The organism is Pseudomonas sp. NPDC087614 (assembly GCF_044743485.1).
GTDB lineage: Bacteria > Pseudomonadota > Gammaproteobacteria > Pseudomonadales > Pseudomonadaceae > Aquipseudomonas > Aquipseudomonas baetica_A.
This window is the reverse complement of sequence record NZ_JBIUWN010000005.1, coordinates 111,250-136,517: the sequence shown is the minus strand read 5'-3', so window position 1 is coordinate 136,517 and position 25,268 is coordinate 111,250. Positions and strand designations below refer to the sequence as shown.

Annotated in this window: 21 protein-coding genes, 2 tRNA genes and 1 pseudogene; 3 read left to right on the top strand and 21 right to left on the bottom strand. The window is 60.0% G+C overall.

The window, feature by feature from the left end; all coding sequences use genetic code 11:
- The 13 genes from ACIOWA_RS03500 to leuC form a co-directional block, all read right to left on the bottom strand.
- On the bottom strand, nt 1–368 hold a 368-nt coding region (locus ACIOWA_RS03500; protein WP_401158214.1), incomplete at its 3' end, for a CvpA family protein.
- Nucleotides 369–466: 98 nt separating this feature from the next.
- Nucleotides 467–1,114: an SPOR domain-containing protein gene (locus tag ACIOWA_RS03495; RefSeq protein WP_401158212.1), complete on the bottom strand. Its 648-nt coding sequence runs from the start codon at nt 1,112–1,114 to the stop codon at nt 467–469.
- Nucleotides 1,098–2,405 (bottom strand): bifunctional tetrahydrofolate synthase/dihydrofolate synthase, encoded by a 1,308-nt coding sequence (gene folC / locus ACIOWA_RS03490; protein ID WP_401158210.1) that lies wholly within the window; start codon nt 2,403–2,405, stop codon nt 1,098–1,100. Before folC ends, ACIOWA_RS03495 begins: the two co-directional genes overlap by 17 nt.
- Nucleotides 2,402–3,322, bottom strand: coding sequence for an acetyl-CoA carboxylase, carboxyltransferase subunit beta (accD, locus tag ACIOWA_RS03485; protein WP_401158208.1), 921 nt, complete (start codon nt 3,320–3,322; stop codon nt 2,402–2,404). Before accD ends, folC begins: the two co-directional genes overlap by 4 nt.
- Nucleotides 3,323–3,522: 200 nt before the next feature.
- On the bottom strand, nt 3,523–4,149 hold the full coding sequence (locus tag ACIOWA_RS03480; RefSeq protein WP_401158206.1) for a phosphoribosylanthranilate isomerase: 627 nt from the start codon (nt 4,147–4,149) through the stop codon (nt 3,523–3,525).
- Nucleotides 4,150–4,213: 64 nt separating this feature from the next.
- Nucleotides 4,214–5,038, bottom strand: a complete 825-nt coding sequence (truA, locus tag ACIOWA_RS03475; RefSeq protein WP_339433468.1) for a tRNA pseudouridine(38-40) synthase TruA — start codon at nt 5,036–5,038, stop codon at nt 4,214–4,216.
- 272 nt (nt 5,039–5,310) lie between these two features.
- A complete protein-coding gene (locus tag ACIOWA_RS03470; protein ID WP_401158204.1) occupies nt 5,311–7,950 on the bottom strand; it encodes a FimV/HubP family polar landmark protein in 2,640 nt (879 codons plus the stop codon).
- 208 nt (nt 7,951–8,158) lie between these two features.
- The gene (locus tag ACIOWA_RS03465) at nt 8,159–9,169 is read right to left on the bottom strand and encodes an aspartate-semialdehyde dehydrogenase (protein WP_401158202.1); all 1,011 of its coding nucleotides are present in this window, start codon (nt 9,167–9,169) and stop codon (nt 8,159–8,161) included.
- A 238-nt stretch (nt 9,170–9,407) separates the two neighbouring features.
- On the bottom strand, nt 9,408–10,520 hold the full coding sequence (gene asd, locus ACIOWA_RS03460) for an aspartate-semialdehyde dehydrogenase (RefSeq protein ID WP_401158200.1): 1,113 nt from the start codon (nt 10,518–10,520) through the stop codon (nt 9,408–9,410).
- 66 nt (nt 10,521–10,586) lie between these two features.
- Nucleotides 10,587–11,669: a 3-isopropylmalate dehydrogenase gene (leuB, locus tag ACIOWA_RS03455; RefSeq protein ID WP_064588354.1), complete on the bottom strand. Its 1,083-nt coding sequence runs from the start codon at nt 11,667–11,669 to the stop codon at nt 10,587–10,589.
- 54 nt (nt 11,670–11,723) lie between these two features.
- On the bottom strand, nt 11,724–12,491 hold the full coding sequence (locus ACIOWA_RS03450; RefSeq protein ID WP_401158197.1) for a class I SAM-dependent methyltransferase: 768 nt from the start codon (nt 12,489–12,491) through the stop codon (nt 11,724–11,726).
- Nucleotides 12,492–12,646: 155 nt separating this feature from the next.
- Nucleotides 12,647–13,291 (bottom strand): 3-isopropylmalate dehydratase small subunit, encoded by a 645-nt coding sequence (gene leuD / locus ACIOWA_RS03445; RefSeq protein WP_339433427.1) that lies wholly within the window; start codon nt 13,289–13,291, stop codon nt 12,647–12,649.
- Between the two features lie 10 nt (nt 13,292–13,301).
- Nucleotides 13,302–14,720 carry a 3-isopropylmalate dehydratase large subunit gene (gene leuC, locus ACIOWA_RS03440; RefSeq protein ID WP_339433428.1) on the bottom strand — a complete coding sequence of 473 codons (1,419 nt, stop codon included), beginning with the start codon at nt 14,718–14,720 and terminating at the stop codon, nt 13,302–13,304.
- 141 nt (nt 14,721–14,861) lie between these two features.
- Here leuC and ACIOWA_RS03435 point away from each other — a divergent pair, with 141 nt between their 5' ends.
- From ACIOWA_RS03435 to ACIOWA_RS03425, 3 genes and pseudogenes are all read left to right on the top strand, one after another.
- Nucleotides 14,862–15,752 (top strand): LysR family transcriptional regulator, encoded by an 891-nt coding sequence (locus ACIOWA_RS03435; RefSeq protein ID WP_339538337.1) that lies wholly within the window; start codon nt 14,862–14,864, stop codon nt 15,750–15,752.
- Nucleotides 15,753–15,820: 68 nt separating this feature from the next.
- Nucleotides 15,821–19,099: a PAS domain S-box protein gene (locus tag ACIOWA_RS03430; protein WP_339433430.1), complete on the top strand. Its 3,279-nt coding sequence runs from the start codon at nt 15,821–15,823 to the stop codon at nt 19,097–19,099.
- 94 nt (nt 19,100–19,193) lie between these two features.
- Nucleotides 19,194–19,520 (top strand): annotated as a pseudogene (locus ACIOWA_RS03425) (Hsp70 family protein); the annotation flags it as partial.
- Nucleotides 19,521–19,608: 88 nt separating this feature from the next.
- Here the strand turns inward: ACIOWA_RS03425 and ACIOWA_RS03420 are convergent.
- From ACIOWA_RS03420 to gltX, 8 genes are all read right to left on the bottom strand, one after another.
- A complete protein-coding gene (locus ACIOWA_RS03420) occupies nt 19,609–20,055 on the bottom strand; it encodes an Hsp20 family protein (RefSeq protein WP_339433431.1) in 447 nt (148 codons plus the stop codon).
- A 121-nt stretch (nt 20,056–20,176) separates the two neighbouring features.
- Entirely contained in the window at nt 20,177–21,136 is a 960-nt protein-coding gene (locus ACIOWA_RS03415; protein ID WP_401158193.1) for a tRNA dihydrouridine synthase, read from the bottom strand.
- Nucleotides 21,137–21,224: 88 nt separating this feature from the next.
- Nucleotides 21,225–21,674, bottom strand: coding sequence for a thioesterase family protein (locus tag ACIOWA_RS03410; RefSeq protein WP_339465537.1), 450 nt, complete (start codon nt 21,672–21,674; stop codon nt 21,225–21,227).
- Between the two features lie 47 nt (nt 21,675–21,721).
- Nucleotides 21,722–22,555 carry an alpha/beta fold hydrolase gene (locus ACIOWA_RS03405; protein WP_339433434.1) on the bottom strand — a complete coding sequence of 278 codons (834 nt, stop codon included), beginning with the start codon at nt 22,553–22,555 and terminating at the stop codon, nt 21,722–21,724.
- A 30-nt stretch (nt 22,556–22,585) separates the two neighbouring features.
- On the bottom strand, nt 22,586–23,125 hold the full coding sequence (locus tag ACIOWA_RS03400) for a TetR/AcrR family transcriptional regulator (RefSeq protein ID WP_339433435.1): 540 nt from the start codon (nt 23,123–23,125) through the stop codon (nt 22,586–22,588).
- A gap of 181 nt (nt 23,126–23,306) precedes the next feature.
- Nucleotides 23,307–23,382: transfer RNA gene (locus ACIOWA_RS03395), tRNA-Glu, on the bottom strand.
- 80 nt (nt 23,383–23,462) lie between these two features.
- Nucleotides 23,463–23,538, bottom strand: a tRNA-Ala gene (locus ACIOWA_RS03390).
- Nucleotides 23,539–23,739: 201 nt separating this feature from the next.
- Nucleotides 23,740–25,200 (bottom strand): glutamate--tRNA ligase, encoded by a 1,461-nt coding sequence (gene gltX / locus ACIOWA_RS03385; protein WP_401158190.1) that lies wholly within the window; start codon nt 25,198–25,200, stop codon nt 23,740–23,742.
- Between the last annotated feature and the right edge of the window lie 68 nt (nt 25,201–25,268).

Sequence of the window (25,268 nt, the reverse complement as noted above, 5' to 3'; positions counted from 1 at the left end):
AGGAGCCCGATCGCCACGACCACCAGCAGCGCGCCACGCGCAGCACCGAAGGCCATGCCGAGGAATCGATCGGTCCCGGATAACCCGGTGACGCGAACCAACTCGCCGATAAGATAATTGATCATTGCGCCCACGATGAGTGTGGCGACAAACATGATCGCACAGCCCGCGATCACGCGGGCCGATGGGGTTTCGATGTATCCGGCGAGGTACTCGGACAGTGAGCCACCGAACATCCAGGCGACAGCTCCTGCGATGATCCAGGTCACCAGCGATAATGCTTCCTTGACGAAGCCGCGGCTCAAACTGATCAAAGCGGAGATGGCGATGATTGCAACGATCGCCCAGTCAACCCAGGTAAATGGCACAGTGCAGCCTACAGACGGATAAGGCGGCGCATTTTAGCAGAGCGCATGGCTGTCGGTAAGCTGCGATTGTCAGTGCTTTTCAATCAGCGTGATAGTTTTTAACCGCGCTCAGGCTGGAAGCGCACGACAAAACCCTTGAGGTTCTGCTGGCGACTCAACAAATCACGCAGACGATCGGCTTCAGCGCGCTCGATCAGAGGCCCGACGAACACCCGATTCTTGCCATCGGCAGAACGGATGTAGGCGTTGTACCCTTGGCTGCGCAGGGTTTTCTGCAGGCTTTCGGCATTGGCACGGCTCGACAGGCTAGCCAGTTGCACCGACCAGCTCACCGACAGACCATTGGCATCGACACGACTCTGCGTGGTGTCAGGCCTGGTCGGCGCTGCAGCAATAGGCTGAGAAGGCGCAGGAATCGGCTTGGCCACGGGTGCCGGAGTCGGCTTGGCGACTGGCGCCGAAGCCACAGGTGCCGGTGAAATCGGCGCAGAAGGCGCCGTTTGCTCGGCGACCTCTTCATCACTTGGCACAGGCTCTTGCGGCAAGTCTTGCGGCTCAGGCACGGCAACCGGCTCCAACTGCACTGGCGGCACGGCAGGCGCTTGCGGAGCAGCTGGCGCATCAACCGTGACCTGGCGCTGCTCATCCTGACGGGAAAACAGCATCGGCAGGAAAATCACCGCCAGCGCCACCAACACCAGAGCGCCGACCATGCGCTGTTTGTACGCTTTATCCAGCAAAGCCATTTGCCGCTTCCTCCGTGGAGCGCCGGGCCAGCCATTCAAGGGCCTCGGCGACACAATAAAATGATCCGAACAACAGAATCTCGTCGTCGCTTATGGCAACAGCGCACTGCCCTTCCAGAGCGGCGGCGACACTATCGTATGACGTGACGGATGCGCCAAGGTTCTGCAATGCCGCATGTAATTCATTCACCGGGCGAGCACGTGGCGAATCGAGCGGCGCCACAGCCCAGTGCTCGACACTAGCATTCAATTCGCCGACAACACCCTCCAGATCCTTGTCCGCCAGCAAGCCGAATACCGCCAGACGTTTGCCAACCGGAGGCCGCGAAGCCAGGCGACGAGCCAGATACTCGGCCGCATGCGGATTGTGACCGACATCCAGCAACAGGTTCAGGCGCTTGCCGTTCCACTCGAACGGACGCCGATCCAGACGCCCAACCACACGCGTCGCCTGCAAGGCCGCCGCGATCTGCGGCGCATTCCACGGCAAACCGAGCAATAAATAAGCCTGCAACGCCAGCGCGGCGTTTTCCATCGGCAGATCGAGCAGTGGCAGATCGTGCAACTCGACAACACAGCCCTGCGCGTCAGTCCCGCGCCACTGCCAGTACTGATCAGTGATGCCCAGGTCGAAGTCACGCCCACGCAGGAAGAACGGGCACGCCAGTTCGCGAGCCTTGTCGAGTAGCGGTTGCGGAGGATTGAGGTCGCCACACAAGGCCGGTTTGCCCTGGCGGAAGATACCGGCCTTCTCGAAGGCCACAGACTCGCGTGTATCACCCAGATAGTCGGCGTGATCAACACCAATGCTGGTCACCAGTGCGATATCGGCGTCCACCACATTGACCGTATCCAGACGCCCGCCCAGACCGACTTCAAGCACCACAGCGTCAAGCCCGGCCTGCTGAAACAGCCAGAACGCCGCGAGGGTGCCCATTTCGAAGTAAGTCAGGGAAGTGTCGCCGCGCCCAGCCTCTACGGCAGCAAAAGCCTGGCACAACTGCGAATCAGTGGCTTCGACGCCATTGAGTTGCACCCGCTCGTTATAACGCAGCAGGTGCGGAGAATTGTAGACACCAACGCTCAGGCCCTGTGCCCGCAGCAAAGAAGCCACAAAAGCGCAGGTTGAACCCTTGCCGTTAGTGCCGGTAACCGTAATCACCCTGGGCGCCGGCTGGCCCAGCCCCATGCGGGACGCTACCTGTTGCGAACGCTCCAGCCCCATGTCGATGGCCGAGGGATGCAACTGCTCAAGGTAGGCGAGCCACTCGCCAAGGGTGCGCTCGGTCATAGGTTGGCAGGCACCGGCGGAACCACGATTGGCTCGATTGGCGCTGCGACGAACACCGGCGTCAGCTTGCCGGTCATTTGCGCCAGCAGGTTACCCAGACGTGGGCGCAGTTCCTGACGGTGGATGATCATGTCGATTGCACCGTGTTCCAGCAAGAACTCGCTACGCTGGAAGCCTTCCGGCAGTTTTTCGCGCACGGTCTGCTCGATAACGCGCGGGCCGGCGAAACCGATCAGGGCCTTCGGTTCGCCAACGATCACGTCGCCTAGCATGGCCAGACTGGCTGAAACGCCGCCGTAGACCGGATCGGTCAGCACGGAGATGAACGGGATGCCCTCTTCACGCAGACGCGCCAGCACAGCGGAAGTCTTGGCCATCTGCATCAGCGAGATCAGCGCTTCCTGCATACGCGCACCACCGGAGGCGGCGAAGCAGATCATCGGGCAACGATTTTCCAGCGCGTAGTTGGCAGCACGCACGAAACGCTCACCGACGATGGCGCCCATGGAACCGCCCATGAAGCTGAATTCAAACGCCGAAACCACCACCGGCATACCCAGCAGGGTGCCGCTTACGGAAATCAGTGCGTCTTTTTCACCGGTCTGCTTTTGAGCAGCGGTCAGGCGATCCTTGTACTTCTTGCCGTCGCGGAATTTAAGACGGTCAACCGGCTCCAGATCGGCGCCCAGTTCATTGCGACCTTCGGCATCGAGGAAGATGTCGATGCGCGCCCGTGCGCCGATGCGCATGTGGTGGTTGCACTTGGGGCAAACGTCCAGGGTCTTTTCCAGCTCCGGACGGTACAGCACAGCCTCGCAGGACGGGCATTTGTGCCACAGACCTTCAGGCACCGAGCTCTTCTTGACCTCCGAGCGCATGATCGAAGGGATCAGTTTGTCTACTAACCAGTTGCTCATGCTTTCTTTCTCCAGTACCGGCGGCCCGAACGCTCTGGTTCGCAGCCCCGCGTATGCCCTTCAGCTAAATTCATGTGTGTGGCGATGATTGGTGGGGCGCCGGGCCAGCAAAACTGACCTTCGTACAACCCAAAAACCCTCAGCCTCGCCTGCTTTGTGCAAGTGCATTGATGGACGGCGGCAGACTGCCAGCCGTCACATCAATATGGCGCTTTGCGTACAGCGTTGATGAACGCCCGAATCTTTGCATGATCCTTGATGCCTTTGCTCGCTTCTACCCCACCGCTGACGTCCACCGCGTAAGGCCGAACCCGCGCCACGGCGTCTGCAATGTTCTCGGGGGTCAGCCCGCCCGCCAGAATCAGCGGCTTGCTCAACCCCCGAGGAATCAATGACCAGTCGAACGCCTCGCCGGTTCCACCGGGCACCCCCTCGACATAGGTGTCGAGCAGCACGCCGCTGGCGGTCGGATAGGCGTTGCAGGCGCCAGCAATATCGTCACCGGCCTTGACCCGCAATGCCTTGATGTAAGGACGATGCCAGCTTTCGCACTCATCCGCCGGTTCATCACCATGGAACTGCAACAGATCCAGCGGCACGGCATCGAGGATTTCCCCCAGCTCGCAGCGACTGGCGTTGACGAACAGGCCCACCGTGGTCACAAATGGCGGCAATGACTTGATGATCGCCCGCGCCTGCTGCACGGTCACCGCGCGCGGGCTCTTGGCGTAGAACACGAATCCGATCGCATCCGCCCCGGCCTCAACAGCAGCCAACGCGTCTTCCATGCGGGTAATCCCGCAAATCTTGCTGCGAACGGCTGACATGTCGATAAAAACTCCGAGGCAAATCCGGGAAAGTCCCGGATGGTAACAAAAGCGTTCGAGGGCGTCAGCCGTCAAGTTCCGAGAAACCCGTCAGGAAGTGTGGCCCGATAAAACGCTCGGGCAACGGGAACTCATCGTGGTACTCGACCTGCACCAGATACAGACCATACGGATGCGCCGTCACACCACCGGAACGACGTTCGCGGCTTTCCAGCACTTCCTTCATCCATTCAACCGGGCGCTCGCCCGCGCCGATGGTCATCAGCACGCCAGCGATGTTGCGCACCATGTGGTGCAGGAAAGCATTGGCGCGGATATCGAGCACGATCATCTTGCCGTGACGGGTCACGCGCAGGTGATGCATCTTCTTGATTGGCGACTTGGCCTGGCACTGACCGGCACGAAACGCGCTGAAATCATGGGTGCCGATCAGGTATTGCGCTGCCTCGGCCATGCGTTCGACATCCAGCGGACGGTGATTCCAGGTGATTTCTTCGTTGAGATGCGCCGGACGGATCTGATCGTTGTAGATCACATAGCGATAACGCCGGGCGATGGCTTTGAACCGCGCATGAAAGTGCGCCGGCATCACCTTGGCCCAACTGACACTGATGTCGTGGGGCAGGTTAATGTTGGCGCCCATCACCCAGGCTTTGAGCGAGCGATCGACTTGAGTGTCGAAATGCACCACCTGTCCACAGGCATGTACGCCCGCGTCGGTACGCCCGGCGCACTGTAGCGAAACCGGCGAGTTGGCGACTTTCGACAAAGCTTTTTCGAGGGCTTCCTGCACCGTAGCCACACCGGTGGACTGACGCTGCCAGCCACTGTAGCGCGAGCCTTTGTATTCAACGCCCAGCGCGATGCGGTAAAAGCCGTCGGGCGCCATTTCGGCGACCGGGTTATCTATGTTTGCCAAGGTGGGACAGCCTGCTGTTTTTGCAAAGGCGGGCATTATAAGGCTGTGAACCGGGGATGCCAGTGAGTTCTCTGCCGACCGGCCCAGCCTCTTCGCAAGCAAGCCCGCACACCATTGAAATGCATTCCAACGCTGGGAGCAGGCTCGCTCGCGAAGACGGCCAATCAAGCACCGCCGAATCCAACCCAAACAAAAACGGCAGCCTCAATGGGCTGCCGCTTTGTTTACCGCTAATGGCTGAATCAAACCAGGTTCGACAGCATTTCCCTGGCTTCGCCGCGCTGCTTCTCGTCACCCTCGGTCAACACCTCGTTGAGAATGTCACGGGCGCCGTCGCTGTCGCCCATATCGATGTAGGCCTGGGCCAGATCAAGCTTGGTCGCCGCCTCGTCGGTGCCGGCGAGGAAATCGAAATCGTCTTCGCCCAGATCCCCACCCAGCGCCGCATCAGCTTCGGTGAACGTTGGCTCGGCAATGCTCTGCGACAGACGATCCAGCTCGGCATTGACGTCATCGAGTTCGGCAGCGAACGCATCCGGTTCAGCGGCTGGATTGCTATCCATCTCGTCAGACAGCGACAGATCGAAATCGGCTGGCAGCTCCAGATCATCCTGCGGCACGTCAGCAACGACCGGCGGCTCGACCGGCGGCAGGTCCTTCACACCTTCATCAAGATCCAGCAGGAAGTCGTCATCGGCCAATGCGGCCGTGGACGGGGCTGGCTCGGCACCAAGATCCAGATCCAGATCGAAATCCGACAGGTCATCCAGGTTCTCTTTGATGTCGGTCTGCTGTTGCAGCACCGATTCAAAACTCAGGTCGTCGTCTGACGGGAATTCGTCGAGTTCAACGGGCGCTTGCGGCTCAACGACGGGTGCAGGCTCCACCGGGGTAATGTTGTCGAGGTCATCCAGACTCAGGTCAAACGTGCTGTCCAGATCATCTTCCACAGATGCCGGTGCGGGCTCTTGCGGCTCATCCAGCAGCAAGTCCTTGACGTATTGTGCATCCAGTTCGGCGGCGACAGCGGCAGCCGCCAGACCAGCCGTAAGCGCTACCGCCATGGCCGGGAAGCGACTTTTCAGTTCTTCGACCTTGGCGAAGTTGTCGCCATTGGCCACCAATTGACGCTCCTGCCCCACGAACGCATCGCGGTCGCCCTGCTGACCGTAGACTTCCATCAACTTCAGACGCAGGTCACTGCGCTGCGGCTCGAGGCTGACGCCCTCTTCCAGCAACGCAGCAGCCTGGTTCAGGCGACCGGCACTGATGTGCGACTGCGCCTTGTCCAACACATCGTCAGAACGCTCGGCTGCCGGCGCAACCAGTGGCGCGGCAATAGGTTCGGCCATCACGATAGGCGCCACTACTGGCGCTGGAGTTGGCGCTGGAGCCGGCGTATTGAGTTTGACGCTCGCAGCAGGCACTTCCAGACCTTCGAAGCTGCTTTCCGGCAGATCCTGCTCGGCGGAGAAGTCTTGTTCATCGGCCAGAGCGCGGGCCATGCGCACATGCTTATCGGCTTCTTGCTGGGCTTTGCGGCGACGGGCCAACAACAGCAGCAAGAGCAGCAGAACGACGGCACCACCACCGACTAGGCCCAGCAGGACCGGATTGGTCAGCAGTTCGTTGAATGTCTTCTCGTCATCGACAGCCGGTTTCGGCTCGACAATTGGAGTCTCAGCCGGCGTATCAACCGGCGGCGCAATAGCCGATTCCGGGGTCGGAGAGGCCGATGCAGCTTCTGCAGGCGTAGCAGCCAACTCGGCGGTGATGGCCGGCACCGGTGCAACAGCAGGATTCACGGCTGGCGCAGCGCCAGGCCCTTCGGCCTGCATTTTCGCCAGTTGATTGTTCTTCAGCTCGATCAGGCGTTGCAGCTTGTCCAGTTGGCTTTGCAGATCGGCCATGCGGCTTTTCAGTTCCTCATTGTCACGACGAGTCGTGTCGAGGCTTTCCTGAGTGACCGCAAGCTTATCGCTCAAGGCCTTGGCATCGCCTGCCGGGCCTTTACCGCGCGCCTTCGCGCTTTCGGCCGAAACCAGGCTCAGTTTGTCTTCGGCATTCGGCGCAACACCGGTATTGGCGCGACCACGCTTGGTCGCATCAAGCTGTTGCTGGCCGGTGCCAGGCTTGGCCACATAGCGACGCCCCTGACGCCAGGCTTCGTTCTGCGCTGCAACTTCAGCGATGGCCCTGGACTGCGGCAGCGCAGTGCTTTGCACCGAGTCCGGCAAGCGCAGCACCTGACCGGTTTTCAGCAGGTTGATGTTGCCGCCAATGAACGCGTCCGGGTTAAGCGCCTGAATCGCCAGCATGGTCTGCTGCACCGAACCACCGTTGCGCGCCTTTGCCGCGATTTCCCACAAGGTATCGCGCGGCGTCGTGGTGTACTGGGCAGGATGCGTTGCGCCAGTGGTCGGCGCGGTGATGGTTTGCGACGGCGCCGGTTGCGCAGCGGCGTCAGCGGTCTGCGGCGAGAACTTCGACGGATCGAGCAACACGCTGTAATCGCGCAGCAGACGGCCATTGGGCCACATCACCTGCACGAGGAATTTGACCATCGGCTCCGACAACGGCTTGCTCGACGTCACGCGCAGTACGCTTTTGCCGCTGGCGTTGAGCACCGGGGTGAAGGTCAGATCGTTTAGAAAGGCCTGACGATCGACGCCGGCCTTGGCGAAATCTTCAGGGGAAGCCAGGCTCGGCACCACTTCGGCCGCGGTGAGATCCTTGACGTCGAGCAACTCGATCTCGGCCATCAGCGGCTGGTTCAGGGTCGACTTCAGGGTCAGTTCCCCGAGCCCGAGGGCATGCGCCATACCGGAGGACAGCGCCGAGGCGGCCGCTATTGCTAACACCAGTTTGCGAACTTGAACCATAGCCTCATCCTTTGTTTGAACGTTCCTCGGCCAGCGAGAAGATGTTGATTGCCGCTGCCGTAAGGCATTGCGCGCGACGACGACAGATGCCGCGCGCGATCATTTCATTGATGCCCCGGAAGGTCCCGGAGGGTGACACGTCGTCAAGCGCTTCGGGCAAGCATAGCGCTCACCTAGAATCGGTCGACAAATTGTTGCCAAGTATCTTTTACAGCAGGTCTTTTATCAACAATTCAGCCACCTGCACAGCGTTAAGGGCTGCACCTTTGCGTACGTTATCTGACGTCAGCCACAGATTAAGTTCCGCCGGGTCGTCGACACCACTGCGCACGCGACCGACATAGACAACGTCCTGCCCTACCGCATCACCGACTGCTGTCGGGTAATCACCGGCTTCAACCAGCTCGATTCCCGGCGCATCTTCGAGTGCAGCGTTGATTTTTTCCAGGTCGACAGCCTTTGCTGACTGCAAGGTCACGCTAAGGCTATCGCCAAAAAACACCGGGGCTTGAACGCAAGTTGCGGAAATCTTTAATAAAGGCTGAGCCAGCACCTGACGCAACTCGCGCACCAGACGTTTTTCCAGCAGCGTATGGCCCGCTGCGTCAGGCGTGCCGACCTGAGCCAGCAGATTGAACGCCATCTGCCGGTCAAAGAACGTGGGTTCCAGCGGACGCATGTTCAGCAGTTCGGCGGTCTGTCGCGCCAACTCGCTGACCGCTTCGCGCCCCTGGGCGGAAACAGCCAGATTGGCGGTGACATTCACGTATTGCAGGTCGATCAGATCACGCAGCGCCGCCAGCACCACGGCGAGCGTGGTAGCCGACGGACTCGGGCTGCTGACCTGAAACGGCGCTTTCAAACCGGCAAGCACATCGGCGTTGGCTTCCGGCACCACTTGCGGCGCTTGCTCGGCCGACAAGGCGCCGGACAGGTCGATCAGCGAGCAACCGGCGGCATGGGCGCGAGCGGCGTAGCTCAGGGTGATGGCCGGGCCGGCGGCGAAGAACACCAGTTTGACCTTGCTGAAATCGAACTCATCGACTTCGCGCACGCGCACATTCTTGTTACGGAACAGCACAGAGCTGCCGGCAGACTCGCTGCTGGCCAGCAGGTGCAGGTTGCCGACCGGGAAGTCGCGCTCTTCGAGAATCTGTACGAGGGTTTCGCCGACAGTACCGGTGGCGCCGATCACGGCAATATCTAGGGTCTGGGTCATGGTGCGGCCTCTGGCGAAACGGGGGGAGCGGCACTTTACCGGGTGACCGCCATGCAGGCAATTTCTGCGGGATTTGTGGTGGCCGTCCGGACGCCTTCGCGAGCAAGCCCCCACACACTTGAAATGCATTCCCATGCGGGCTTGCTCGCGAAAAGGCCGGCACAGTCACCCGAAAAAATTCAGGCATAAAAAACCCGCACCTCTCACAAGGGGCGGGCTCTTTCATGGCTTCAAGCGATCAACGCTCCAGCAGGATCCGCAGCATGCGACGCAGCGGCTCAGCCGCGCCCCACAGCAGTTGGTCGCCGACGGTGAAGGCGCCGAGGAACTGCGAACCCATGTTCAATTTGCGCAGACGACCGACCGGAACATTCAGGGTGCCAGTGACCTTGGTCGGGCTCAGCTCCTGCATGCTGATCTCGCGCTGGTTTGGTACCAGTTTGACCCAAGGGTTGTGCTGACTGATCAACCCTTCGATGTCGGCGATCGGCACATCTTTGTTCAGCTTGATGGTCAGTGCCTGGCTGTGGCAACGCATGGCGCCGATGCGCACGCAGATGCCATCGACCGGAATCGGGCTCTTGAAGCGACCCAGAATCTTGTTGGTCTCGGCCTGGGCCTTCCATTCTTCACGGCTCTGGCCGTTCGGCAGTTCCTTGTCGATCCACGGGATCAGGCTGCCGGCCAGCGGTACGCCGAAGTTCTCGGTCGGGTACGCGTCGCTGCGCATGGCTTCGGCCACACGACGGTCGATGTCAAGAATCGCGCTCGCCGGGTCGGCCAGTTGATCGGCGACAGCGGCGTGGGTCGCGCCCATCTGCTTGATCAGCTCACGCATGTTCTGCGCACCGGCACCAGAAGCGGCCTGATAGGTCATGGCGCTCATCCACTCGACCAGACCCGCCTCAAACAGACCGCCCAGCCCCATGAGCATCAGGCTGACGGTGCAGTTGCCGCCGACGTAGTTCTTGGTGCCTGCATCCAGTTGCTGGTCGATGACCTTGCGGTTGACCGGATCGAGAATGATGACCGCATCATCGTTCATGCGCAGGCTGGAAGCCGCGTCGATCCAGTAGCCCTGCCAGCCGGCTTCGCGCAGCTTCGGGAACACTTCGCTGGTGTAGTCGCCGCCCTGGCAGGTCAGAATCACGTCGAGGGTCTTCAGCTCATCAATGCTGTAAGCAACCTTGAGCGGAGCAATGACCTTGCCCACAGACCGGCATTGGCCACCGACATTGGACGTGGTGAAAAACACCGGCTCGATTAGATCGAAATCCTGCTCTTCCAGCATCCGCTGCATGAGCACGGAACCGACCATCCCGCGCCAACCGATCAGACCTACACGTTTCATCGCAACTACACCTTTTTGAAAAGTGGGCCGCTGCTTTGTATTGAATTTCGCAGCGGGCCCGAGAGATTACAGATTCCGCAGCGCGGCGACTACTGCGTCACCCATTTCCTGCGTACCGACTTTGGTGCAACCGGCCGAATAGATGTCACCGGTGCGAAGACCTTGATCCAGCACCACGCTGACGGCTTTTTCGATGGCATCGGCCGCGTCGTGCAGATTGAAGCTGTAACGCAGCATCATCGATACCGACAGAATGGTCGCCAAGGGGTTGGCGATGCCTTTGCCTGCGATGTCCGGCGCCGAGCCGTGGCAAGGCTCGTACATGCCCTTGTTGTTGGAGTCCAGCGAAGCGGACGGCAACATGCCGATGGAGCCGGTGAGCATCGACGCTTCGTCGGACAGAATGTCGCCAAACAGGTTGTCGGTCACGATCACGTCGAACTGCTTCGGTGCGCGCACCAGTTGCATGGCGGCGTTGTCGACGTACATGTGGCTCAGCTCGACCTCTGGGTAATCCTTGGCCACCTGCTCGACCACTTCACGCCACAGTTGGCTGGACGCCAGCACGTTGGCCTTGTCCACCGAGCACAGCTTCTTGCCGCGCACCATGGCCATGTCGAAACCGACACGGGCGATGCGGCGGATTTCGCTTTCGCTGTACGGCAGGGTGTCGTAGGCCTGACGCTCGCCGTTTTCAAGCGTGCGGGTGCCACGAGGCGCGCCGAAGTAGATGCCGCCGGTCAGCTCACGGACGATCAGGATGTCCAGACCGGCAACGATTTCCGGCTTCAGGCTCGACGCGTCGGCCAACTGCGGGTAGAGAATCGCCGGACGCAGGTTGCCGAACAGGCCCAGTTGCGCACGGATTTTCAGCAGGCCGCGCTCAGGGCGGATGTCGCGCTCGATGGTGTCCCATTTCGGGCCGCCCACGGCGCCCAGCAGCACGGCGTCGGCAGCACGGGCACGGTCGAGGGTTTCGTCGGCCAGCGGCACGCCGTGTTTGTCGATGGCGGCGCCACCGATCACGTCATGGCTCAGCTCGAAACCCAGGCTGTACTTGTCGTTGGCAAGCGTAAGAACCTTGACCGCTTCGGCCATGATTTCCGGACCAATACCATCACCTGGGAGAATCAGAATCTGCTTGCTCATGCTTTCCTCGTGTCTTCAATCGGTGCGCCATTACCGGCACGCCCGGATAAATTCTTATCGCTCGGCCATCAGCACGATGACATCTGTACTGAACGAACCATCGGCCGCAATCTCGAAATATTCGCGCACTTCGTTACCCATCGACTGCTGCAACTGACGGATCGCCGCGCGCATCACTTCGGGTGTACGCATGCGCTCCACCCAACTGCTGTACTCCAGCCGCAAACGCTGCCGCGTGGTGCTGCGGGTATGCAGCCCGGCTTCGCTGACATGCCGCAACCACTCGCCGGCGCAATAATCGCGCACATGACTGGTGTCGCGCAGCACTTCGACGCTTTGCAGGTAAGTGTCGAACAACGGGCTACCCGGCGACAACACATCAACGAACGCCGCCACACCGCCGGGCTTGAGCACCCGACGCACTTCGCGCAGAGCCACACCCAGATCGCTCCAGTGATGCGCCGAATAACGGCTGAACACAAAGTCGAACTCGCCATCGGCAAACGGCAATCGCTCGGCGGCGCCGTTGACGGTGGCAATGTTACTCAGGCCGCGATCAACGGCAGCGGCTGCGACCACGTCGAGCATTTGCTGCGACAGATCGTAAGCGACCACGTCCTTGACCAGCGGTGCGACGTGAAAACTCACATGACCGGCGCCACACCCCAAGTCCAGTACTCGGGCTTCGCCCTGCCCGACCAGTTCAGCCTGTAGCAGCGCAAATTCGGTGCCTTGCGCGTGAACGGCGCTGCTCAGGTAGGCGGCGGCCTGCTCACCGAATTGCTTTTGTACGACCTGAGTGTGCTGGGCAGTGCTGGCCATGGGGACTTCCTTTTGGTTTTAGCCTTGTATTGCCTAGACTGCCGCCTTCGGGAGCAAGCCCCCTCCCACCCTGGATTTGTGGCCTATACAACAACCCTGTGGGAGGGGGCTTGCTCCCGAAGAGGCTGGCCCTGACTGCATCAATCTCGAATCAATCACGCGTCGCGGAACAACCACGGCTGGCTGACCCGATGCTTGGCCTCAAACGTCGCAATCGCATCGCCGTCCTGCAAGGTCAGACCGATATCGTCCAGACCGTTCAACAGGCAGTGCTTGCGGAACGCATCGATTTCAAAGTTGTAAACCTTTCCATCCGGACGGGTCACGGTTTGCGCGTGCAGATCGACCTGCAATTGATAACCCGGCTCGGCCTCGACCTGTTTGAACAGTTCGTCGACTTCAGCGTCACTCAAGATGATCGGCAGCAAGCCGTTCTTGAAGCTGTTGTTGAAGAAGATGTCGGCGTAACTCGGCGCGATAATGCTGCGAAAACCGTATTCTTCCAGCGCCCACGGCGCGTGCTCACGGCTGGAGCCACAACCGAAGTTCTCGCGGGCCAGCAACACGCTGGCGCCTTGATAACGCTCGGCGTTGAGGACGAATTCCTTGTTCAGAGGGCGCTTGGAGTTGTCCTGATACGGTTGACCCACATCCAGGTAACGCCACTCGTCGAACAGGTTAGGGCCGAAACCGGTGCGTTTGATCGATTTCAAGAACTGCTTCGGAATGATCTGGTCGGTGTCGACGTTGGCACGATCCAAAGGCGCGACAAGACCAGTGTGCTGGGTGAAAGCTTTCATGCTGCGCTCCTTAAATCAATTCACGAACGTCGATGAAACGACCGTTCACCGCTGCCGCAGCAGCCATGGCCGGGCTGACGAGGTGGGTACGGCCACCGGCGCCTTGACGGCCCTCGAAGTTACGGTTGGACGTCGAGGCGCAATGTTCGCCGGACTCCAAACGATCCGGGTTCATTGCCAGGCACATCGAGCAACCCGGCTCACGCCACTCGAAACCGGCGTCGAGGAAAATCTTGTCCAGGCCTTCGGATTCAGCTTGCGCCTTCACCAGACCCGAACCCGGCACCACAATCGCTTGCTTGATGGTCGAAGCGACTTTACGGCCCTTGGCGATGACTGCCGCAGCGCGCAAATCCTCGATCCGCGAGTTGGTGCAGGAACCAATGAACACGCGATCCAGTTGAATGTCGGTGATCGCCTGATTGGCGGTCAAGCCCATGTATTTCAAGGCGCGGACGATCGAGTCGCGCTTGACCAGATCCATCTCTTTGGCCGGGTCAGGGACGTTCTGATCAACGGCCAGGACCATTTCCGGCGAAGTGCCCCAACTGACTTGCGGCTTGATCTGCGCAGCGTCGAGTTCAACCACAGTGTCAAACCTGGCATCGACGTCGGAAACCAGATCCTTCCAGGCCTCGACCGCCATGTCCCACTGCGCGCCTTTCGGTGCGAATGGACGACCTTTCACGTAATCGACCGTTTTTTGATCCGCGGCCACCAGACCCACGCGGGCGCCGGCTTCGATGGACATGTTGCAGATGGTCATGCGGCCTTCGACGGACAAGTCGCGGATCGCGCTGCCGGCAAATTCGATGGCATGGCCGTTACCGCCGGCGGTGCCGATCTTGCCGATCACGGCAAGGACGATGTCCTTTGCGGTCACGCCGAACGGCAATTGGCCTTCGACGCGCACCAGCATGTTTTTCATTTTCTTGGCGACCAGGCACTGGGTGGCGAGCACGTGCTCGACCTCGGAAGTGCCGATGCCGTGAGCCAATGCGCCAAATGCGCCATGGGTCGAGGTGTGCGAGTCACCGCACACAACCGTCATGCCCGGCAAGGTCGCGCCCTGCTCCGGGCTGATCACATGGACGATGCCCTGGCGGACGTCATTCATCTTGAACTCGACGATGCCGTACTCATCACAGTTGTCATCGAGGGTCTGAACCTGCAAACGCGAGACCTGGTCGGCGATGGCTTCGATGCCGCCCTTGCGCTCCGGAGTCGTCGGTACGTTGTGGTCCGGGGTGGCGATGTTGGCATCGATACGCCATGGCTTGCGCCCGGCCAGACGCAGGCCTTCAAAGGCTTGCGGCGAGGTCACTTCGTGAATGATGTGACGATCGATGTAAATCAGCGCCGAGCCATCGTCGCGCTGCTTGACCAAATGCGAATCCCAGAGCTTGTCGTAGAGCGTTTTGCCGGCCATCAGACGGTTCCTCATCAGCTTGTTTCTATGCCTTGGGCTTATCAATAACCCTTTGGCTTGTGAGGCCGATCCTATGGGGTTACATTAAATAACTCAAATTCATATTTTTTATGCTTTGGATAACCAACTGGAATACAACCAATGGATCTGGCCAACCTCAACGCTTTTATCGCGATTGCCGAGACTGGCAGCTTCTCCGGCGCCGGTGAACGCCTGCACCTGACACAACCGGCCATCAGCAAGCGCATTGCCGGGCTGGAACAGCAATTGAAGGTGCGCCTGTTCGATCGACTGGGCCGTGAAGTCGGCCTGACCGAGGCCGGTCGCGCCCTGCTGCCACGGGCTTATCAGATCCTCAACGTGCTGGACGACACCCGCCGCGCCCTGACCAACCTGACCGGCGAAGTCAGCGGCCGCCTGACCCTGGCCACCAGTCACCACATCGGCCTGCACCGCCTGCCCCCCTTATTAAGAGAGTTCACCCGCCGCTACCCACAGGTCGCGCTGGATATTCAGTTCCTCGATTCGGAAGTGGCCTACGAGGAAATTCTCCATGGGCGTGCAGAACTGGCGGTCATCACCCTGGCGCCGGAGCCTCATTCGTTGGTCAAAGCCACACCTGTCTGGGACGATCCGCTGGATTTTGTCGTCGCTCCGGAACACTCGCTGATCAGTAATGGCCCCGTCACTCTTGAGGACATCGCCCGTCATCCGGCCGTATTCCCCGGCGGAAATACCTTCACACACCATATTGTGCAGCGCTTATTCGAGGCCCAAGGGCTGGCGCCGAACATCGCCATGAGCACCAACTATCTGGAAACCATCAAGATGATGGTTTCCATCGGCCTTGCCTGGAGCGTTTTGCCGCGCACCATGCTCGATGAGCAGGTGGCAAGCATCGCATTGCCGGGCATACAACTCAGCCGCCAGCTAGGCTATATCGTGCACACCGAACGGACGCTATCGAATGCGGCAAGAGCATTTATGGCCTTATTGGACGCACAAATCGATCTGCCAGGGACTCTGGGCTAACTTGTGCTACTCCTATAGAGCCGCTGTCCCTGTGCCTAACGCCACCATCCGCTCAAGGCCTGTTAACGATGCCGAAGTCTGTTGACCGAATTCCGCCGATGCCGCGCATTCAAGCCATTGACCCGCGTTACTCCGAGCAGAGCTGGGAGAGCGCGCCGCAATTACTGGCCGCGCTCAATGGCGCAAGGCTCGGCGCCTGGTACTGGGACATCGAACGCGGGCAGATCAGCTGGTCGCGGGGGACGCAGGCGTTGTTCGGTTTCGATCCGCGCAAGCCACTGCCCGAAGACCTCGAATACCTTGACCTGTTGCCACCGGAAGACCGGGCAAAAACCGTTCGCGCCTTCCACGCAGTGATCGCCGGAGCGCCGCTGGAACAGGCGATGCATCACCGCATCCGCTGGCCCGATGGCAGCCTGCATTGGCTGGAGGTCAGCGGAAGTCTGCTCCCGGACAAAAACGGCCGCCCCCGAATGATCGGGGTGATTCGCGAAATCACCCACCAACGGCAACGCGAACAGGCCCTGAGCAGCTCGGAAAAACGTTTCGCCACGCTGTTTCACCTGTGTCCGAACATGGTTTTACTGACCCGCCAGGAAGACGGCCTGATCAGCGAAGCCAACCAGTATTTCGAAAGCCTGTTCGGCTGGCCGGTGCAGAGCGCGATTGGCCGCACCACGCTGGAACTGGGCCTGTGGGTGCATCCGGAGGAACGGGCCGAACTGGTGAAGAAAACCAAGGCCAAGGGCGAACTGATCAGCATGGAAGTGCAGTTTCGCGCCAGCAATGGTCAGGTTCATGACGGCATTCTCAGCGCGCAGAAAGTCGAACTCGAAGGCCAGCCGTATCTGCTGAGCACCTTCCTCGACACCACCGAACGCAAAGCCGCCGAACACGCGCTGAAGGACAGCCAGGAACGCCTCGACCTGGCGCTGGACTCGGCACAACTCGGCACCTGGGACTGGCACATCCCCAGCGGCATGCTCTACGGCTCGGCACGAGCCGCGCAATTGCACGGCCTGGAGCCGAAACCGTTTCATGAATCGTTCGACGAGTTTTTCGAAGGCGTGCCCGGCGAAGAACGCGACAGCATGCGCGATGCCTACCGTAGCCTGCGCGAAGGCCCGGCGGGCAATTATCAGCTGACTTATCGCGTACAGCTCCCGGACGGGAGTTCACGCTATCTGGAAAGCCGCGCCCGCCTCTATCGCGACGAAAACGGCGCCCCGCTGCGCATGGCCGGCACGTTGCTGGACATCACCGACCAGGTCGAGCGCGAGCAACGACTGGTCGCGTCGGAAGAGAAATTCGCCACGCTGTTTCAGGTCAGCCCCGATCCGATCTGCGTTACGCGCCAGGACAGCGGCGAGTTCATCGAGATCAATTCAAGCTTCAGCCAAACATTCGGCTGGAGCGCCGTTGATATCATTGGCCACACCGCCGAAGAAATCGGCCTGTGGGATGCCTCGGCGAAAAGCCTGCAACGTATCGAACGGGTGATCCGCGAACAAGGCCTGAGCAATGTGGCGATCATCGTCCAGCACAAGGATGGCCAATCGCTGACCTGCGTGATTTCCAGTCGCCAGATCAGCGTTGGCAATCAACCGTGCATCGTCACCACGCTGCGCGACATCACCCAGCAGCAACGTTCGGAAGCGGCGCTCAAAGCCAGCGAAGAGAAGTTTGCCAAGGCATTTCACTCCAGCCCCGACGCGATCACCATTACCGAGCGCGATACCGGGCGCTATCTGGAGGTCAACGACGGTTTCTGTCGCCTCACCGGTTATCGCGCCGATGAAGTCGTGGGCAAAACCGCCTATCAGGTGGGCATCTGGGCCGAAGAAAAACAGCGCTCGGCGTTGCTTGCCGAATTACAGATAAAGGGCCGCGTGCATCACCAGGAAATGCTCGGGCGCAACAAGCGCGGGGAATTGCTGACGGTAGAAGTCTCGGTCGAACCGATCACCCTGAATGAAACAGCGTGCCTGCTGCTCACCGCTCGGGACGTCAGCCTGCTGAAAAACGCTGAAGCACAAATCCGCCACCTGGCTTACCACGATCCGCTGACCAACCTGCCCAATCGTGCCCTGCTGATGGATCGCCTGAGCCAGCAGATCGCCCTGCTCAAACGCCATAATTTGCGTGGCGCATTGCTGTTTCTCGATCTGGATCACTTCAAGCACATCAACGATTCGCTCGGCCACCCGGTCGGCGACACGGTACTGAAAATCATCACCGCCCGCCTTGAAGCGAGCGTACGCATGGAAGACACGGTCGCCCGTCTGGGCGGCGATGAGTTCGTGGTATTGCTCAGCGGTTTGGAAGGCTCGCGCAATGAAGTCAGCACGCAAGTGCGCGAACTGGCCGACACGCTCCGTGAACTGCTATCGGAGCCCATGTTTCTCGACGGTCAGCGCTTGCAGGTCACGCCAAGCATTGGCGTGGCGCTGATTCCGGACCACGGCTCGACCCCGACCGACCTGCTCAAGCGCGCCGACATTGCCCTGTACCGGGCCAAGGATTCCGGGCGCAACACCACGCAGATGTATCACCACACCATGCAGAAAGCCGCCAGCGAACGACTGCGCATGGAGACCGACTTGCGCCTGGCCTTGTCTCGCGGCGAATTCAACGTGCATTTTCAGCCGCAGATCGACGCTCGGGACAACCGCATCATCGGCGCCGAAGCACTGGTACGCTGGAATCACCCGGCTCTCGGCGCACAGTCGCCCGCCGAGTTCATCAAAGTGCTGGAGGATAGCGGCCTGATTCTGGAAGTCGGGACGTGGATCCTCGACGAAGCCTGCGAGGCATTCAAAACGTTGATCGCCCTGAAACTGGTTGATCCGCTTAACTTCAGTCTGTGCGTCAACATCAGCCCCCGGCAGTTCCGGCAGAACGACTTCGTCGAGCGCATTGAACACAGCATGACCAGCCACAGCCTGCCCTGCTCGCTGCTGAAACTGGAAATCACCGAAGGCATCGTCATCCAGAACCTGGAAGACACCATCAACAAAATGCGCCGCTTGAAAAAACTCGGCGTGAGCTTCGCCATGGACGATTTCGGTACCGGTTACTCGTCGCTGACTTACCTCAAGCGTTTACCGGTGGATACGCTGAAAATTGACCAGTCGTTCATCCGCGATGCGACCACCGACCCAAACGACGCCGAGATCATCCGCGCCATCGTCGCCATGGCCCGCAGCCTGCAATTGGAAGTGATTGCCGAAGGCGTGGAAACCCCGGAACAATTGGCCTTTCTGCAAGGCCTGGGCTGTCACTTGTATCAGGGTTATTTACACAGTCGACCATTGCCGCTGGAAGAACTGAAAAAGCTGCTGTCCTGATGTTCGCAGACGCGCAGCTTGCAACAGAACGGCAATTGCCAGTGCTGACAGCAACCTGTAGGGTCGCGGTTTTTGCGCCGTTTCGAGATCTGTCATGCAGGATGCAACCCTCCCCCGCCCGGCCCTGCTGGGCATCGACCTTGGCACCACCAACAGCTTGATCGCCGTCTGGCAGGACGGTCAGGCCCGGTTGATTCCCAACGCCTTGGGTGATGTGCTGACGCCCTCGGTGGTCAGCCTCGATGAAGACGACACGATTCTGGTGGGCAAAGCCGCCCGCGCGCGCCTGACCACGCACCCTGATCGCACCGCCGCAGCATTCAAACGTTTCATGGGCAGCGATAAACAAGTCCAGCTCGGTGCTCGTCAGTTCAGCCCGGAAGAGTTGTCGGCGCTGGTACTCGGCTCACTCAAGCAGGACGCATGCGCACAAAAAAGGCCCCGACGTATCGGGGCCTTCGTTCAACGGCTCAGCGCCTGTTCAGACAATGTGTGTGTGCGCAAGTGAATCAGTGCTGCAGAGCCGGCTTTTGCGTCCCGTTGATCGGGATGCGCTTGGCCTTCGCCTCTTCCGGAATCACCCGCAGCAGGTCGATGCTCAGCAGACCGTTACTCAGATCGGCAGCCTTGATCTCGATGTGATCGGCCAGGCGGAAGGACAGTTTGAAAGCACGCTGGGCAATGCCCTGATGCAGAAAGGTCACGCCTTCGTTGGCGTCACGTTTGCCGCCGCTGACGGTCAGCACACCCTTCTCGACCTGCAGTTCCAGGTCTTCTTCCTGGAAACCGGCTGCCGCTACGACGATGCGGTATTGGTCATCACCGTGTTTTTCCACGTTGTAAGGTGGATAGGTGCTGCCTGGCTCGTTGCGCAGGGCGGTTTCGAACAGGTCGTTGAAACGGTCGAAGCCTACCGAGGAACGGAACAGCGGTGCGAGGGAAAATGCAGTGCTCATGGTTCAAATCTCCTGAAAACAATCAGCAAGGTTTTATGTCTGCGCGACCCGAATTCGGCATCGCGTACCCCTTAGATAGGGACCACTGATTTGATTTCAAGAGATTATTTTCAGATTTTTTTCAGGCCACTTCAGCGACCGGCAGACCCAGCAAGCGCGAGACATAATCCGGTTCCGTCTCACGGCGCAGGACGGTGAACAGCTCAGTGGCTTCGGGATAATTGCGTGTCAGCATGGCCAGCCATTGCTTCAGACGGCCCGGGGATTGGCGCGCAGTCATCTGCGCTTTGGCTTGCAGCCAGAAATCCTGAATCAATGGCATCAGCTCGGCCCAGGTCATCTCGACCACTTCCTCACCAGCACGTGCAGCGGCGATCTGCCTGGCCAGATCCGGGCGCGAAACCAGGCCGCGACCGAGCATGATGTCTTCCACGCCGCTGATTTCACGGCAACGGCGCCAGTCTTCGACGCTCCAGATATCGCCGTTGGCGAATACCGGCACCTTGACCACGTCCTGCACGCGAGGAATCCACTCCCAATGCGCCGGCGGTTTGTAGCCATCCATTTTGGTTCGGGCGTGAACCACGATGTGTTCGGCGCCGCCTTCAGCCAACGCCGTGGCGCAGACCAGCGAGCCGTCCGGGCTGTCGAAGCCCAGACGCATTTTTGCGGTGACAGGGATGTGCGCAGGCACGGCGCGACGCACGTGCTCGACGATCTGGTTGAGCAGCTCAGGCTCCTTGAGCAGCACCGCCCCACCACGGGATTTGTTGACAGTCTTGGCCGGACAACCGAAGTTGAGGTCGATCACTTCGGAGCCGAGTTCGCAGGCCAGTGCAGCGTTCTCCGCCAGGCACACCGGGTCGGAACCCAACAACTGGACGCGCAAAGGCACTCCGGACGCCGTGCGCGCACCGTTGAGCAGCTCCGGGCCGAACTTGTGGAAATAGGCCGGGGTGAGCAACTGATCGTTGACCCGAATGAATTCGGTCACGCACCAGTCGATGCCGCCAACGCGGGTCAGCACGTCACGAAGGATGTCGTCGACCAACCCCTCCATGGGCGCCAGAGCAATTTGCATGGAAAAAACACTACTCAGAGGAAAAACGTGCGGCAGTTTACTGGATTACGAGAAAAACCGCAGATCCCTTGTGGGAGCAAGCCCACATTTAGATTTTCGCTAACTCTGACGACTGGATCGCCGGGCCATACCCCTCGATGAACTCCGCCGGCATGCGCTTGGGTTTGCCGGTGGACAGTTCGATGCAGACGAACGTGGTTTGGGCGCGCAACAGAGTGGCGTTGTCGCTCGGGCGGATCAGCTGGAAATGCCGGGTCATTTTCAGGCGCTGATCCCAATCGACAATCCAGGTCGCCAATTGCAGTTCGTCGCCCTCATAGGCGGCTGCCAGATAATCGATCTCGTGACGCACCACCGCCATCGCCCGGTCGAGCCGCCGATACTCGACCAGATCCAGCCCCAGACGCTGCGAGTGGCGCCAGGCGCAGCGTTCGAGCCAGGTCACGTAGACCGCGTTGTTTGCGTGGCCCAGCCCGTCGATGTCCTCGGCGCCTACTTGCAGATCAATGGTAAACGGCGTTGCTCGATCCCAGCCCATGCCCCACTCCCGGTCAGATGATTCAACCGGGGCAGTGTAACGGATGCTCAGGCCGATTGCCGTGCCTGAAGGCTGCGGCCGGCCAACAGTGATAACACGCCATCAATCACCCGAGGGTCGGCCAGCACGCGCTGATGACCACCGCTTTCGAGGCGCAGAAGACGACTGTCGAACCAGGCTTCGTGGATCCATTGAGACTCTTTGACCGAGACAAAATTGTCATCTTCGGCATGCACGATCAGACCGGGCATATCCAACTGATAATGGGCGACATCCAGCGTGGCGGCGCGCATGCCGACATCCTGCTCGACCTGGCGGATAAATGCCGAACGCGCTCTGGGCGGCATGCCGACATAACGGGCGAACCCGCGCAGCACACCCAGGATTCGGGCGGGAGCAGCGATGCTGACAAGGGTTTCGGTGCGCAAGCCCAACTGCACGGCAAGCATCGCACTGGCGCCCCCCATGGAATGGCCAATAACGGCTTGCAGTGGCGGCAGTTCGGCAGCCGCTTCGAGCATGGCGCGAGCGAACAGCACGACATTGGCTTCACGCCCTGGCGATCTGCCGTGAGCCGGGCCATCGAGTGCGACGACCGTGTAACCGGCTTCGACCAGCGCAGTGATCAGCGCGGCGAATTGGGTTGGCCGCCCTTCCCAGCCATGCATCAGCAAAACGGTCGGGCCTTGGCCCCAGCGCAGGGCTGACAGACCGAAGCGCAACGTGATGCGTTCGGAATTGGCCAGCAGCGGCAACTCCCAATCCCGCAGGGGCAGCGACCGCGGCGTCATGAACGCCAGGCGCATTTTGCTCGCCACGCGTTTCGGTGCAATCCAGCCCAAGGTGCCATTAACGCCACGAACCCACTTCAACGTGTTCATCGCTCTCTCCTCAGGCGTGTTGCCTTCAGGTCAACGCACCGCCGACTTGGCGGCGCGCAGCAATCGATCGGATAAATCTCCCGGGCCGAGCGCTCTTGCGAGTGCCAGCCCACCCACCATCAAGGCCACGTCGGCCAGGGCTTTGTCGGTGTCCTCAGGGCTGGACGCCAACTGCGCAATCATCAATTCCAGGTGTTCGTTGAGCGCGATGCGGAACGACTCCGGCAAACGCCCCAGCTCACCGATCGAGGCCGGGATCGGACAGGCTGCATCGCTGGAGTCGCGGTGCTTGCGCGACAGGTAAAACGTAGCGACCAGTGCGCGACGTTCTTCACCGGTCAGCTCGGTGTCCATGTCGGCAATCAAGTCGCGGCGGCGACCGAGCAATTGCTTGAACGCCTCCAGCATCATCGCGTCCTTGCTTTCGAAGTGCGCATAGAAGCCGCCTACGGTCAGCCCGGCTGCGCCCATCACTTCGCCTACGCTTGGGTCCGCCGGGCCGCGCTGGATCAGCGCGGCACTGGCAGCCTTGAGGATGCGTTCGCGGGTCTGAGCTTTTTTATCGTTCATCGTTGCCTCCGAATATTACGACCAGAATATTATTCTCATAATAATATTCTGCAAGTCGAGGATATGACCGCTGGTCTGAAGCACAGTGTAAGGAAAAAGGAGAATTGGCCAAACGCCAGACAAACAAAAGGGCCATTCAATAATTGAATGACCCTTATAAATCCCGCAGAGCGGGTAATCGTGGCGTCCCCTAGGGGACTCGAACCCCTGTTACCGCCGTGAAAGGGCGGTGTCCTAGGCCACTAGACGAAGGGGACACAAACCCTTCTATACAACTGATCAGTGCTGAGAGCTGATCGACTCACGGCCGGTGTGGCCAGACCATGAGCTGTAAAATTGGTGGAGCTAAGCGGGATCGAACCGTTGACCTCCTGCATGCCATGCAGGCGCTCTCCCAGCTGAGCTATAGCCCCTCATCGTTGATGTCATCGCTGAGGACGGGGCGAATCTTAATGGCGCATCAGAGGGCTGTCAAACTTATTTTTAAAATATTTCAAAGTTTTTTGCCGACATAACAACCACTTACCGCCCTCACCCCGTATATCTGGGGAAAACGCCGAAGGCCGGCATCAAACGATCCCGGCCTTCAGCGCCTCCTGCAGCGTCAAACGCAATCAGGCGATAGCGCCCAACAGCTTTTCCCACTCTTTGTTTTCTTTCTTAGACACGCCGCCCAGCAGGTCGATCGCCTGACGCAGGCGGAAACGGGTCAGGTCCGGCCCGAGGATTTCCATCGCGTCGAGTACCGACACCGAACTCGCTTGCCCGGTGATGGCCGCGAACATCAGCGGCATCGCGTCACGCAGTTTCAGCTCAAGGGATTCGACCACCGCCTGAATCGTCGCGGTGATGTTGTCCTTCTCCCACTGTCGCAGGCTTTCGAGCTTCCACAGGATCAACTGCATCAATTGGCGAACCTGATCGCCCGAGAGCTTTTTCGATTCGAACAGCTTGGCATCCGGATTGACGCCGCCGGCGAAGAAGAACCCGCCCAGCGGTGCAACCTGACTGAAGGTTTCAACACGGCCCTGGACGTGCGGCGCGATCTTCATCATGTATTCGGCGTTGAACGCCCACTTCTGCACGCGCGCGGCGAACTCTTCCACCGGCAGGTCACGCAACCACTGGCCGTTGAGCCACGACAGTTTCTCGATGTCGAAGATCGGTCCGCCGAGGGACACGCGCTTGAGGTCGAAGTTGTCGACCATTTCCTGCAGCGAGAACTTCTCGCGCTCGTCCGGCATCGACCAGCCCATGCGGCCCAGGTAGTTGAGCATCGCTTCCGGCATGAAGCCCATGCGCTCGTAGAACGTCACCGAGGTCGGATTCTTGCGCTTGGACAGCTTGCTCTTGTCCGGGTTACGCAGCAGCGGCATGTAGCACAACTCCGGTTGCTCCCAGCCGAAGTACTCGTACAGCAGAATCAGTTTCGGCGCCGATGGCAGCCACTCTTCGCCGCGCAATACGTGAGTGATGCCCATCAGGTGATCGTCGACTACGTTGGCAAGGAAGTACGTCGGCAGGCCGTCGGTCTTCATCAGCACTTGCATGTCCATGCGATCCCACGGGATCTCGACGTCGCCACGCAGCATGTCCGGCACCACGCAAACACCTTCGCTCGGCACTTTCATGCGGATGACGTGGGGTTCGCCAGCGGCCAGGCGGGCCGCGACTTCTTCCTTGGACAGCAGCAGTGCGCGGCCGTCGTAGCGTGGGGTTTCGCCGCGAGCCATTTGCTCGGCGCGCATCTGATCCAGCTCTTCAGCGGTACAGAAGCACGGGAACGCATGCCCCATGTCGACCAGTTGCTGGCAGTATTTTTGGTAGATGTCGCCGCGTTCGCTCTGGCGATACGGACCGTGCGGACCGCCGACGTCCGGGCCTTCGCTCCAGTCGATACCCAGCCAGCGCAGGGCGTCGAAGATCTGCTGTTCGGACTCGCGGGTCGAACGCAACTGGTCGGTGTCTTCGATGCGCAGGATGAACTCACCGCCATGCTGCTTGGCAAAGCAGTAGTTGAACAATGCGATGTAAGCGGTACCTACCGGGGAGCCCCCCGGAGGGGACGCCGACATCGGATTGTTGAACTACGTCATTTCCAAGCAGGAACGGCGTGTAATGGAATGGCCCGTGTAACAGCCCC

Bases quoted from the DNA above. Each gene is read 5' to 3' on its own strand.
- ACIOWA_RS03495 (WP_401158212.1), bottom strand. From the start codon at position 1,114: ATGGCTTTGCTGGATAAAGCGTACAAACAGCGCATGGTCGGCGCTCTG.
- folC (WP_401158210.1), bottom strand. From the start codon at position 2,405: ATGACCGAGCGCACCCTTGGCGAGTGGCTCGCCTACCTTGAGCAGTTG.
- accD (WP_401158208.1), bottom strand. From the start codon at position 3,322: ATGAGCAACTGGTTAGTAGACAAACTGATCCCTTCGATCATGCGCTCG.
- ACIOWA_RS03480 (WP_401158206.1), bottom strand. From the start codon at position 4,149: ATGTCAGCCGTTCGCAGCAAGATTTGCGGGATTACCCGCATGGAAGAC.
- truA (WP_339433468.1), bottom strand. From the start codon at position 5,038: ATGGCGCCCGACGGCTTTTACCGCATCGCGCTGGGCGTTGAATACAAA.
- ACIOWA_RS03470 (WP_401158204.1), bottom strand. From the start codon at position 7,950: ATGGTTCAAGTTCGCAAACTGGTGTTAGCAATAGCGGCCGCCTCGGCG.
- ACIOWA_RS03465 (WP_401158202.1), bottom strand. From the start codon at position 9,169: ATGACCCAGACCCTAGATATTGCCGTGATCGGCGCCACCGGTACTGTC.
- asd (WP_401158200.1), bottom strand. From the start codon at position 10,520: ATGAAACGTGTAGGTCTGATCGGTTGGCGCGGGATGGTCGGTTCCGTG.
- leuB (WP_064588354.1), bottom strand. From the start codon at position 11,669: ATGAGCAAGCAGATTCTGATTCTCCCAGGTGATGGTATTGGTCCGGAA.
- ACIOWA_RS03450 (WP_401158197.1), bottom strand. From the start codon at position 12,491: ATGGCCAGCACTGCCCAGCACACTCAGGTCGTACAAAAGCAATTCGGT.
- leuD (WP_339433427.1), bottom strand. From the start codon at position 13,291: ATGAAAGCTTTCACCCAGCACACTGGTCTTGTCGCGCCTTTGGATCGT.
- leuC (WP_339433428.1), bottom strand. From the start codon at position 14,720: ATGGCCGGCAAAACGCTCTACGACAAGCTCTGGGATTCGCATTTGGTC.
- ACIOWA_RS03435 (WP_339538337.1), top strand. From the start codon at position 14,862: ATGGATCTGGCCAACCTCAACGCTTTTATCGCGATTGCCGAGACTGGC.
- ACIOWA_RS03430 (WP_339433430.1), top strand. From the start codon at position 15,821: ATGCCGAAGTCTGTTGACCGAATTCCGCCGATGCCGCGCATTCAAGCC.
- ACIOWA_RS03420 (WP_339433431.1), bottom strand. From the start codon at position 20,055: ATGAGCACTGCATTTTCCCTCGCACCGCTGTTCCGTTCCTCGGTAGGC.
- ACIOWA_RS03415 (WP_401158193.1), bottom strand. From the start codon at position 21,136: ATGCAAATTGCTCTGGCGCCCATGGAGGGGTTGGTCGACGACATCCTT.
- ACIOWA_RS03410 (WP_339465537.1), bottom strand. From the start codon at position 21,674: ATGGGCTGGGATCGAGCAACGCCGTTTACCATTGATCTGCAAGTAGGC.
- ACIOWA_RS03405 (WP_339433434.1), bottom strand. From the start codon at position 22,555: ATGAACACGTTGAAGTGGGTTCGTGGCGTTAATGGCACCTTGGGCTGG.
- ACIOWA_RS03400 (WP_339433435.1), bottom strand. From the start codon at position 23,125: ATGAACGATAAAAAAGCTCAGACCCGCGAACGCATCCTCAAGGCTGCC.
- gltX (WP_401158190.1), bottom strand. From the start codon at position 25,200: ATGTCGGCGTCCCCTCCGGGGGGCTCCCCGGTAGGTACCGCTTACATC.